Source organism: Pseudomonas sp. BW16M2 (genome assembly GCF_014268865.1).
Taxonomy (GTDB): Bacteria; Pseudomonadota; Gammaproteobacteria; order Pseudomonadales; family Pseudomonadaceae; genus Aquipseudomonas; species Aquipseudomonas peradeniyensis.
This window is the reverse complement of the sequence record NZ_JABWRI010000006.1, coordinates 80,105-91,845: the sequence shown is the minus strand read 5'-3', so window position 1 is coordinate 91,845 and position 11,741 is coordinate 80,105. Positions and strand designations below refer to the sequence as shown.

The window sequence follows — 11,741 nt, the reverse complement described above, 5'->3', positions numbered from 1 at the left end:
TACTGCAAAAAGCCTGGGACTTGGCGTTCCCAGGCTCGGTCATATGATTCAACTATGGAGGCACTGTGAAGGCATTGCAAGGCGTTGACGGACATGTGGCGTGGGTCGAGGCCGAGCGCCCGGCCTGCGATGCCGGGCAGGTGCGCATTCGCGTGGCCGCCGCCGGGCTGAATCGTGCCGACCTGCTGCAGCGGGCCGGACTGTACCCGCCGCCGCCCGGCGCCAGCCCTTATATGGGCCTGGAGTGCTCAGGGATCATCGAGGAGGTCGGGGCCGGCGCCGACTGGCGCGTGGGCGACCGGGTCTGCGCGCTGCTGGCTGGCGGCGGCATGGCCGAGGAAGTCGTGGTCGACGCCCGGCATGTGTTGCCGGTGCCTGAGGGCCTGAGCCTGCACGAGGCGGCGGCGATTCCCGAAGTGTATGCCACGGCCTGGCTGAACATATTCCAGCTCGGGGCATTGAAGGCCGGTGAAAAGGTGCTGGTGCATGCCGGCGCCAGTGGCGTGGGCTCCGCAGCCATCCAGCTGTGCAAGGCGTTCGGCAACCCGGTGTGGGTCAGTGTCGGTTCGCCCGAGCGACTGGCCTATTGTCAGTCCCTCGGGGCCGCGGGCGGCGTGGTGCGCAATGACAACCTCGACGACCTGGAGCAGCTCGGGCCGTTCGACGTGATCCTCGACCCGGTAGGCGCCAGCTATGCCCCGCTCAACCTCAAGCTGCTGGCCCGTGACGGGCGCTGGGTGATCATTGGCCTGATGGGCGGGCGCAAGGTCGAGCTGGACCTGGCGCTGGTGCTGGGCAAGCGCCTGGAGATTACCGGTTCGACCTTGCGCAACCGTGATGACGCGTTCAAGGCAGAGTTGTTGCGCGAGCTGCGCCAGCAGGTGTGGCCGCTGTTCGCCGAGGGGCGCCTGTCGCCACAGCTGGTCGACACCTATCCGGTGGCGTTCGCCGAGGCCGCCTACGCGGAGCTGGCGAGCAACCAGGTGTCCGGCAAGCTGGTGCTGGTGATCGATCCGACGCTCGTGTGATCTGGCGCATGCCCCTGTAGGAGCGGCCTTGTGTCGCGAAAGGGCTGCGAAGCAGCCCCAAAATCTTCATTGCGGCACAGATCCAGGGGCCGCTGCGCGCCCCTTTCGCGACACAAGGCCGCTCCTACAGGGATCGCACAGGCCGCAACTTCACTCGTGGTTCTGCGGCACCAGGATGGTGTCCCGGGCCTCGGGCAGCATCCCCGGGTAGTCCAGGGTGTAGTGCAGGCCCCGGCTTTCCTTGCGTTGCATGGCCGAGCGGATCATCAGCTCGGCCACCTGCGCCAGGTTGCGCAGCTCGATCAGGTCGCGGCTGACCTTGTAGTTGCTGTAGAACTCGTCGATCTCGTCCAGCAGCATGCGCACCCGGTGCTCGGCGCGCTGCAGGCGCTTGCTGGTGCGCACGATGCCGACGTAGTCCCACATGAACCGCCGCAGCTCGTCCCAGTTGTGGGCGATGATCACGTCCTCGTCCGAGTCGGTCACCTGGCTTGCGTCCCAGCAGGGCAGGGCGCGGGGCATGGCCACCTGGTCCAGGCGCGCCTCGATGTCGGCGGCGGCGGCGCGACCATAGACAAAGCATTCGAGCAGTGAATTGCTGGCCATGCGGTTGGCACCGTGCAGGCCGGTGAAACTGGTCTCGCCGATGGCGTACAGGCCGGGCACGTCGGTGTGGCCGTGCTCGTCGATCATCACCCCGCCGCAGGTGTAGTGGGCCGCGGGCACCACCGGGATTGGCTGGCGGGTGATGTCGATGCCGAAAGTCAGGCAACGCTCGTAGACCGTCGGGAAGTGGCTGGTGATGAAGTCGGCCGGCTTGTGGCTGATGTCCAGGTAGACGCAGTCCACGCCCAGGCGCTTCATCTCGTGGTCGATGGCGCGGGCGACAATGTCCCGTGGCGCCAGTTCCTCGCGCGGATCGAAGCGCGGCATGAAGCGCTCGCCGTTGGGCAGGCGCAGCAGGGCGCCCTCGCCGCGCAGGGCCTCGGTGATCAGGAAGCTCTTGGCCTGCGGGTGGTACAGGCAGGTCGGGTGGAACTGGTTGAACTCCAGGTTCGCCACCCGGCAGCCGGCGCGCCAGGCCATGGCGATGCCGTCGCCGCAGGCGCCGTCGGGGTTGCTGGTATACAGGTAGACCTTGGCCGCGCCGCCGGTGGCCAGCACGGTGAAGCGTGCGCCGAAGGTGTCCACCTCGCCGCTGTTGCGGTCCAGCACGTAGGCGCCCAGGCAGCGGTCGCCGTCCAGGCCAAGGCGGCGCTCGGTGATCAGGTCGACGGCCACGCGCTGTTCGAGCAGCTCGATGTTCGAACGTTGCCGGGCCTGTTCCAGCAAGGTGGTGAAGATCGCGGCGCCGGTGGCGTCGGCGGCATGGATGATGCGCCGGTGGCTGTGGCCGCCCTCGCGGGTCAGGTGGAACTCGAAGCCGCCGTCGTCGACGCTGTAGTGCTCATCGCGGGTGAATGGCACGCCTTGCTCGATCAGCCACTGGATGGCCTCGCGGCTGTGCTCGACGGTGAAGCGCACGGCGTCCTCGTGGCACAGCCCGCCACCGGCGTTGAGGGTGTCCTCGACATGGGACTGCACGGTGTCGGTGTCGTCGAGTACCGCGGCGACGCCGCCCTGGGCCCAGAAGGTCGAGCCGTTGGCCAGGTCGCCCTTGCTCAGCACGGCGATGCGCAGGTGGCGCGGAAGGTTCAGTGCCAGGCTGAGACCGGCGGCACCGCTGCCGATCACCAGGACATCATGTTGGAATTGTTGGCTCATGTCGGGACACTAGTAATCTTTGGAAGGGGCACGGCACAATAGTCGAGCGCAGATGGCACTGTGAAACTATCGTGAAACCTGGCCGGGATGCCTTTATAGCAGCCCCGGGCGCCTGATTTCCAATGGCGCATATGGGGTGGTGGCGATCTTTTTAGGAACTTTCCGATACTCTTGGAAATCCTATGAAGGCTGCCCGTACGCCACAGATTGCCGCGGCGACGCAAGGCGGCAGCTCTATCTTGGGCTGACACCTGCGTAACGAAACCAGATTATCGACGCAGCCGGCCGTGACCGCGCTGCGTCTTTCGTGCGAGCCGACCAAGGGCCGCAGGAAACTTGCTTGGAGGGGAGAACTTTTGCGCAAAGCCCGAGTCTATGGTTGCAAGCCTGAACGATGGCTGTTGCAGCGCTCCTTCGAGATCACTGAGGAGTGTTCATGCTAACCCAGGAAGAGGATCAGCAGCTTGTCGAGCGCGTGCAGCGTGGCGACAGGCGAGCGTTCGATCTGTTGGTGCTGAAGTATCAGCACAAGATTCTCGGGTTGATCGTGCGTTTTGTACACGACACCCATGAGGCGCAGGACGTGGCGCAGGAAGCCTTCATCAAGGCATACCGGGCGCTTGGGAATTTTCGCGGTGACAGTGCTTTTTATACCTGGCTGTACCGCATCGCCATCAACACGGCGAAGAACTACCTGGTGTCCCGCGGCAGACGGCCACCAGACAGCGATGTGAGCTCCGAGGATGCGGAGTTTTACGACGGCGATCATGGTCTCAAGGATCTCGAGTCCCCAGAGCGCGCGTTGTTGCGGGATGAAATCGAAGGCACTGTCCATCGCACCATCCAGCAACTGCCGGAAGACCTGCGTACAGCATTGACGCTGCGCGAGTTCGATGGACTGAGTTACGAGGACATTGCCAGCGTCATGCAATGTCCAGTGGGTACCGTGCGCTCTCGAATCTTCCGCGCTCGGGAGGCCATAGACAAAGCCCTGCAACCCCTGTTGCAGGAAACCTGAGACAGCGGCGACAGCCAAGAGAGGAACCGCCATGAGTCGTGAAGCTTTGCAGGAATCGCTGTCCGCGGTGATGGATAACGAAGCGGACGAACTGGAACTGCGTCGCGTGCTGAATGCCGTCGACGATGCCGAAACCCGTGCCACCTGGTCGCGTTACCAGGTCGCCCGCGCAGCCATGCACAAGGAGCTGCTGCTGCCCAAGCTGGACATCGCCTCGGCGGTTTCCGCGGCACTGGCCGATGAGGCCGTGCCGGCCAAGGTCAAGCAGGGCCCGTGGCGCAGCCTCGGCCGCCTGGCCGTGGCCGCTTCGGTGACCGTTGCCGTGCTGGCCGGCGTGCGTTTCTACAACCAGGACGAGATCACCGGTGCCGAACTGGCCGCCCAGCAGCCTGCCCAGCAGGGCCTGAGCATGCCACAGGCGCAAGGCCCAGCCGTATTGGCAGGCTATAGTGAAGGCAACGAGCAACCGACCGGGCCGATGGCCAACGGTGTGCTGCAGAACCAGGCCGGCTGGGATCAACGCCTGCCGGGCTACCTGCGCCAGCACGCCCAGGAGTCCGCGCTGAAGGGCAACGAGACCGCGCTGCCTTACGCCCGCGCCGCCAGCCTGGAAAACCGCTAAGTTAAGGAGGATCATGCGCGCGCTACCTCTCCTGTCGCTGCTGCTTGGCAGCAGCCTGACGGTGCAGGCCCTGGCCGCCAACTCATCGCCCGAGGCGAGCGAGTGGCTGAACAAGCTGGCACGGGCCGAGCAGCAGCAGAGTTACCAGGGATCCTTCGTCTACGAACGCAACGGCAGCTTCTCATCCCACGATATCTGGCATCGCGTCCAGGACGGCAAGGTCAGCGAGCGGCTGCTGCAGCTCGACGGCTCGGCCCAGGAAATCGTGCGGGTCGATGGCAAGGTGCAGTGCGTCAGTGGCAACCTGGTCAGCAGCGTGGGCACACCGCCGGACAGCGCCCCGCGGGTGCTTGATCCCCTGAAGCTCATGAGCTGGTACGACCTGAGCGTGGCAGGCAAGTCACGCGTCGCCGGGCGCGACGCGGTGATTGTCGCGCTCACCCCGCGTGACCAGCATCGCTATGCCTTCGAATTGCATCTGGACCGCCGCACCGGCCTGCCCCTGCGTTCGTTGATGCTCAACGACAAGGGCCAGTTGCTCGAGCGCTTCCAGATGACCCGCCTGGACACCGACGCTGTGCCAACCGACGCCGAACTGGCTGCCGGTGCCAGCTGCAAGCCAGTCGAACGTTCGGTGGCCGGCACAGCCGAATCCGTCGCCGGATGGCGTTCGGACTGGCTGCCGCCGGGGTTCGAGCTGGTCAACAGTTCGGTTCGCCGCGACCCTGAGCGCAAGAGTAACGTCAGCAGCCTCATGTATGACGACGGCCTGACCCGTTTCTCGGTGTTCCTCGAGCCGATCGGCAACGAGGCCGGTGTCGATACCCGTGCCCAGCTCGGTCCCACCGTTGCGGTATCGCGGCGCCTGAACACACCCAAGGGCAAGGTGATGGTCACCGTGGTCGGCGAGATCCCGCTGGGCACCGCCGAGCGTGTCGCCCTGTCGATGCGGGCCCAGGATGCTCAGGCGCGTCAATGACGGCGCGCCTTCTGACAGCTCTTGTTACACAGAGCTGACATGAAATTAAGGCATTGTCATTTGCAATCCTGCCGCAAATTTTCTATAGGTCAGGCTTCTCGGAGTCTGGCCTTTCCTGCGTCTGCGGGAACCTTACTGCTAACTACGCTCGTTGTGACGGGAGCCGTATGTCAATACCACGCTTGAAAACCTACCTATCGATGTTCGCCGCCGTGCTCATGCTCGGCCAGGTGCTCAGCGCCCAGGCCGAGGAGTCCCTGCCGGACTTCACCACCCTGGTCGAGCAGGCCTCGCCAGCGGTGGTCAACATCAGTACCAAGCAGAAACTGCCGGATCGCCGCGTCGCCGCCGGGCAGATGCCGGACCTCGAAGGCCTGCCGCCGATGTTCCGCGAGTTCTTCGAGCGCAATATGCCGCAGCAGCCGCGTTCGCCCCGTGGCGACCGCCAGCGCGAGGCGCAGTCGCTGGGTTCGGGCTTCATCATCTCCAGCGATGGCTATGTGCTGACCAACAACCACGTGGTGGCCGACGCCGACGAGATCATCGTCCGTCTGTCCGACCGCAGCGAACTGCAGGCCAAGCTGGTAGGCACCGACCCGCGCACCGATGTGGCCCTGCTCAAGGTCGAAGGCAAGAACCTGCCGACCGTCAAGCTGGGTGACTCGGAGAAGCTCAAGGTTGGCGAGTGGGTGCTGGCCATCGGCTCGCCGTTCGGCTTCGACCATTCGGTGACCAAGGGTATCGTCAGCGCCAAGGGCCGCACCCTGCCCAACGACACCTATGTGCCGTTCATCCAGACCGACGTGGCCATCAACCCGGGTAACTCCGGTGGCCCGCTGTTCAACATGAAAGGTGAAGTAGTGGGGATCAACTCGCAGATCTTCACCCGCTCCGGCGGCTTCATGGGTCTGTCGTTCGCCATCCCGATCGATGTGGCGATCGATGTGTCGAACCAGCTGAAGAAAGACGGCAAGGTCAGCCGCGGCTGGCTGGGCGTGGTGATTCAGGAGGTCAACAAGGATCTGGCCGAATCCTTCGGCCTGGACAAGCCGGCCGGCGCCCTGGTGGCCCAGGTCCTGGAAAACGGCCCGGCAGCCAAGGGCGGCCTGCAGGTGGGTGACGTGATCCTGAGCATGAATGGCCAGCCGATCGTCATGTCCGCCGACCTGCCGCACTTGGTTGGCAGCCTCAAGGACGGCGAGAAGGCCAAGCTGGAGATCATCCGCAACGGCAAGCGCCAGAACCTGGATGTCACCATTGGCGCTTTGCCAGAGGATGACGCCGACATCGGCCTGGGCGCGGGTGCCGATGGCAGCGCCGAGCGCAGCAGCAACCGCCTGGGCGTATCCGTGTCCGACCTGACCGCCGAGCAGAAGAAGTCGCTGGAACTCAAGGGCGGCGTGGTCATCAAGGAAGTCCAGGATGGTCCGGCGGCCATGATCGGCCTGCGTCCGGGTGATGTCATCAGCCACCTGAACAACCAGGCCATCGCCTCGGCCAAGCAGTTCACCGAGATCGCCAAGGAGCTGCCGAAGAACCGTTCGGTGTCCATGCGCGTGCTGCGTCAGGGGCGTGCGAGCTTCATCACCTTCAAGCTGGCTGAATAAGCGGGTTGAACGGTAGGGAAAGGGCAGCTTCGGCTGCCTTTTTTCATGAGCAGCAGGCTTGATGGTCCTGCGTGGGAGCGGGCTTGCCCCGCGATGTGGCTCGATCAGGCAACATTTTCAGCTGATCGGACGCCATCGCGGGGCAAGCCCGCTCCCACGCTAACCGATAGGCAGGTGACAAGGGTTCTCCCATATCCCTCCGGCTTGAGGTACAATTCCCGGCTATTTTTCGGCGGGCGTCCGGCTCGCAGCCTTTTCGAGTGTTGACCCGTGAGTGATTTGAGTCATATCCGCAATTTCTCCATCATCGCCCACATCGACCATGGCAAGTCGACGCTGGCCGACCGTTTCATCCAGATGTGCGGTGGCCTGACTGCGCGCGAAATGGAAGCTCAGGTTCTCGACTCCATGGATCTCGAGCGCGAGCGCGGTATCACCATCAAGGCCCACAGCGTCACGCTGCACTACAAGGCTCAGGATGGTAAGACCTACCAGCTGAACTTCATCGATACCCCCGGCCACGTCGACTTCACCTATGAAGTCTCGCGCTCGCTGGCGGCGTGCGAAGGTGCGCTGCTGGTGGTCGATGCCGGTCAAGGTGTCGAGGCCCAGTCCGTGGCCAACTGCTACACCGCCATCGAGCAGGGCCTGGAAGTCATGCCCGTGCTGAACAAGATGGACCTGCCCCAGGCCGACCCGGACCGCGTCAAGGACGAGATCGAGAAGATCATCGGCATCGACGCCACCGACGCCGTGGCCTGCAGCGCCAAGAGCGGCATGGGCGTCGACGAGGTACTCGAGCGCCTGGTGCAGACCATCCCCGCGCCGGAAGGCGAGATCGATGCGCCGCTGCAGGCGCTGATCATCGACTCCTGGTTCGACAACTACCTGGGCGTTGTCTCGCTGGTGCGCGTGCGCCAGGGCCGCGTCAAGAAAGGCGACAAGATCCTGGTCAAGTCCACCGGCAAGGTGCACCTGGTCGACAGTGTCGGCGTGTTCACGCCCAAGCACACCCAGACCGCCGACCTGAAAGCCGGTGAAGTGGGCTTCATCATCGCCAGCATCAAGGACATTCACGGCGCCCCGGTGGGTGACACCCTGACCCTGTCCAACACCCCTGAAGTCGAAGTGCTGCCAGGCTTCAAGAAGATCCAGCCGCAGGTCTACGCTGGCCTGTTCCCGGTCAGCTCTGACGACTTCGAGGACTTCCGCGACGCCCTGCAGAAGCTGACCCTGAACGACTCGTCGCTGCAGTACATGCCGGAAAGCTCCGACGCCCTGGGCTTCGGCTTCCGTTGCGGCTTCCTCGGCATGCTGCACATGGAGATCATCCAGGAGCGCCTGGAGCGCGAATACGACCTGGACCTGATCACCACCGCGCCAAGCGTGATCTACGAGCTCGAACTCAAGACCGGCGAGACCATCACCGTCGACAACCCGTCGAAGCTGCCGGACGTCTCGGCGGTCAACGACTTCCGCGAGCCGATCGTCACCGCGACCATCCTGGTGCCACAGGAGCACCTGGGCAACGTCATCACCCTGTGCATCGAGAAGCGTGGCGTGCAGCGCGACATGCAGTTCCTCGGCAGCCAGGTGCAGGTGCGCTACGACCTGCCGATGAACGAAGTGGTGCTGGACTTCTTCGACCGCCTGAAGTCGACCAGCCGCGGCTACGCCTCGCTGGACTACCATTTCGACCGCTACCAGTCGGCCAACCTGGTCAAGCTGGACGTGCTGATCAACGGCGACAAGGTCGATGCCCTGGCCCTGATCGTGCACCGCGACAACGCCGCCTACAAAGGCCGCGCGTTGACCGAAAAGATGAAGGAACTGATCCCTCGGCAGATGTTCGATGTGGCGATCCAGGCAGCCATTGGCGGCCAGATCATCGCGCGGACAACCGTCAAGGCGCTCAGAAAGAACGTACTGGCCAAGTGCTACGGTGGCGACGTCAGCCGTAAGAAAAAGCTGCTGGAGAAGCAGAAGGCCGGTAAGAAACGCATGAAGCAGGTGGGTAACGTGGAGATTCCACAGGAAGCCTTCCTTGCCGTGCTCAGGTTGGATAGCTAGGTCCTATGTCGCTAAATTTCCCGCTGTTGCTCGTCATCGCCGTCGCCGTCTGCGGTCTGTTGGGTCTGATCGACCTGCTGTTCCTGGCCCCGCGCCGGCGGGCGGCGATCGCCAACTACCAGGGCAGCGTCAGCCAGCCCGAAATGGCCGTGGTCGAACGCCTGAACAAGGAACCCTTGCTGGTCGAATACGGCAAGTCGTTCTTCCCGGTGCTGTTCATCGTGCTGGTGCTGCGTTCGTTCCTGGTCGAGCCGTTCCAGATCCCGTCGGGGTCGATGAAGCCGACGCTGGAAGTGGGCGACTTCATCCTGGTGAACAAGTTCTCCTACGGCATTCGCCTGCCGGTGATCGACAAGAAGGTCATCGAGGTGGGCGATCCGCAACGCGGGGATGTGATGGTGTTCCGCTACCCGAGCGATCCCAACGTCAACTACATCAAGCGTGTGGTCGGCCTGCCGGGCGACGTGGTGCGCTACACCAGCGACAAGCGACTGTTCGTCAACGGCCAGTCGATCGCCGAGCAACTGGTCGGCAGCGAGCCGGGTACCCTGGGCAGTGCCGAGCTGTACAAGGAAAAACTCGGTGAAGCCGAGCACCTGATCCGCAAGGAAATGACCCGCTACCGCATGCCGCCGGACCAGCAATGGACCGTGCCGGCCGGTCATTACTTCATGATGGGCGACAACCGCGACAACTCCAACGACAGCCGTTTCTGGGATGACCCGAACATTCCCAAGGAGCTGCACGGCATGGTTCCGGACCGCAACATCGTCGGCAAGGCGTTCGCGGTGTGGATGAGCTGGCCGGAGCCGAAACTCAGCCACTTCCCGAACCTGTCGCGGGTCGGGCTGATCCATTGAGTAACGACGGCGCTGTCCACGGACAGCGCCGATTGCATTTCTGACATAGGCTGTGTTCTCAGGGAGCGAGAGCTTTCGCCGTTTCCGGCGACAGACCGCAGTCAAACCGTCTTTCAGGATGTTGATTTGAACAACGCGTTGAACATTGCACGGGTGGCCCCATGAGCGCTTCCCTGGCCCGCCTGGAGCGCAAGCTCGGCTACACCTTCAAGAACCAGGACCAGATGCTGCTGGCCCTGACCCATCGCAGCTATGCCGGGCGCAATAACGAGCGCCTGGAATTCCTCGGCGATGCCATCCTCAACTTCGTGGTCGGCGAGGCGCTGTTCGAGCGCTTTCCGCAGGCCCGCGAAGGCCAGCTGTCGCGCCTGCGCGCACGCCTGGTCAAGGGCGAGACCCTGGCCCGCCTGGCCCGCGGCTTCGACCTGGGCGAGTACCTGCGCCTGGGCTCGGGCGAACTCAAGAGCGGGGGCTTTCGTCGCGAGTCGATCCTCGCCGACGCTCTCGAGGCCCTGATCGGCGCCATCTACCAGGATGCCGACATGCAGACCGCCCGCGAGCGTATCCTGGCCTGGCTGACCGATGAATTCGACGGGCTGACCCTGGTCGACACCAACAAGGACCCCAAGACCCGCCTGCAGGAGTTCCTGCAGTCGCGTGCCTGCGAGCTGCCACGTTACGAAGTGGTGGACATCCAGGGCGAACCGCACTGCCGGACCTTCTTCGTCGAATGCGAAGTGGTCCTGCTGAACAAGAAAAGCCGCGGCCAGGGCGTGAGCCGGCGTATCGCCGAGCAGGTCGCCGCCGCCGCCGCATTGATCGCCCTGGGCGTGGAGAATGGCAATGACTGAGAACACTTCGACCCGCTGCGGCTACGTGGCCATCGTCGGTCGCCCGAACGTGGGCAAGTCCACGCTGCTCAACCACATCCTCGGGCAGAAGCTGGCAATCACCTCGCGCAAGCCGCAGACCACCCGTCACAATATGCTCGGTATCAAGACCGAGGGTGACGTGCAGGCGATCTATGTCGATACCCCCGGCATGCACAAGGCCAACGACAAGGCGCTGAACCGCTACATGAACCGCAACGCCTCGGCGGCCCTCAAGGACGTCGACGTGGTTATTTTCGTGGTCGACCGCACCAAGTGGACCGACGAGGACCAGCTTGTGCTGGAGAGGGTGCAGTACGTCACCGGCCCTCTGATCATTGCGGTCAACAAGACCGACCGCATGGAAGAGAAGGCCGAGCTGATCCCGCATCTGCAATGGCTGCAGGAACAACTGCCGAACGCCGAAGTGATGCCGATCTCCGCGCAGCAGGGGCACAACCTCGAAGCGCTGGAAGCCCAGATCGCCAAGCACCTGCCGGAGAACGAACACTTCTTCCCGGAAGACCAGATCACCGACCGCAGCAGCCGCTTCCTCGCCGCCGAACTGGTGCGCGAGAAGATCATGCGCCAGCTCGGTGCGGAGCTTCCGTACCAGATCACCGTGGAAATCGAGGAGTTCAAGCAGCAGGGTCATGTGCTGCACATCCATGCGCTGATCCTGGTCGAGCGTGACGGGCAGAAGAAGATCATCATTGGCGACAAGGGCGAGCGTATCAAACGCATCGGTTCCGAGGCGCGCAAGGACATGGAAGTGCTGTTCGACTCCAAGGTCATGCTCAACCTGTGGGTGAAGGTCAAGGGCGGCTGGTCCGACGACGAGCGCGCCCTGCGTTCGCTGGGTTACGGCGACCTGTAAGCCTCAAACCCTGCTTTTGCTCCTGTGGGAGCGGGCTTGACCCGCGA

10 protein-coding genes are annotated in these 11,741 nt (G+C 63.7%); 9 read left to right on the top strand and 1 reads right to left on the bottom strand.

Features of this window, described 5'->3' with window-relative positions; translation table 11 throughout:
• Positions 1–65: 65 nt before the first annotated feature.
• Positions 66–1,028, top strand: a complete 963-nt coding sequence (locus tag HU735_RS08030; RefSeq protein WP_186713067.1) for a zinc-binding dehydrogenase — start codon at positions 66–68, stop codon at positions 1,026–1,028.
• Positions 1,029–1,178: 150 nt separating this feature from the next.
• Here the strand turns inward: HU735_RS08030 and nadB are convergent, their stop codons facing one another.
• On the bottom strand, positions 1,179–2,792 hold the full coding sequence (gene nadB / locus HU735_RS08025) for an L-aspartate oxidase (protein ID WP_186713066.1): 1,614 nt from the start codon (positions 2,790–2,792) through the stop codon (positions 1,179–1,181).
• A gap of 436 nt (positions 2,793–3,228) precedes the next feature.
• Here nadB and rpoE point away from each other — a divergent pair, with 436 nt between their 5' ends.
• From rpoE to era, 8 genes are all read left to right on the top strand, one after another.
• Positions 3,229–3,810, top strand: a complete 582-nt coding sequence (rpoE, locus tag HU735_RS08020; RefSeq protein ID WP_010220971.1) for an RNA polymerase sigma factor RpoE — start codon at positions 3,229–3,231, stop codon at positions 3,808–3,810.
• A gap of 31 nt (positions 3,811–3,841) precedes the next feature.
• Positions 3,842–4,432, top strand: a complete 591-nt coding sequence (locus tag HU735_RS08015; protein ID WP_050703985.1) for an RseA family anti-sigma factor — start codon at positions 3,842–3,844, stop codon at positions 4,430–4,432.
• Between the two features lie 13 nt (positions 4,433–4,445).
• Complete coding sequence (locus tag HU735_RS08010; RefSeq protein ID WP_186713065.1) at positions 4,446–5,411, top strand: MucB/RseB C-terminal domain-containing protein; 966 nt, start codon at positions 4,446–4,448, stop codon at positions 5,409–5,411.
• A gap of 167 nt (positions 5,412–5,578) precedes the next feature.
• Positions 5,579–7,018: a DegQ family serine endoprotease gene (locus HU735_RS08005; RefSeq protein WP_028690126.1), complete on the top strand. Its 1,440-nt coding sequence runs from the start codon at positions 5,579–5,581 to the stop codon at positions 7,016–7,018.
• A gap of 270 nt (positions 7,019–7,288) precedes the next feature.
• Positions 7,289–9,088, top strand: coding sequence for a translation elongation factor 4 (gene lepA, locus HU735_RS08000; RefSeq protein WP_110739522.1), 1,800 nt, complete (start codon positions 7,289–7,291; stop codon positions 9,086–9,088).
• Positions 9,089–9,093: 5 nt separating this feature from the next.
• Positions 9,094–9,948: a signal peptidase I gene (gene lepB, locus HU735_RS07995; protein ID WP_110739523.1), complete on the top strand. Its 855-nt coding sequence runs from the start codon at positions 9,094–9,096 to the stop codon at positions 9,946–9,948.
• A gap of 161 nt (positions 9,949–10,109) precedes the next feature.
• Positions 10,110–10,799 (top strand): ribonuclease III, encoded by a 690-nt coding sequence (rnc, locus tag HU735_RS07990; RefSeq protein ID WP_028690123.1) that lies wholly within the window; start codon positions 10,110–10,112, stop codon positions 10,797–10,799.
• Complete coding sequence (era, locus tag HU735_RS07985) at positions 10,792–11,694, top strand: GTPase Era (protein ID WP_028690122.1); 903 nt, start codon at positions 10,792–10,794, stop codon at positions 11,692–11,694. The genes rnc and era overlap by 8 nt, the downstream gene beginning before the upstream one ends.
• Positions 11,695–11,741 lie beyond the last annotated feature (47 nt).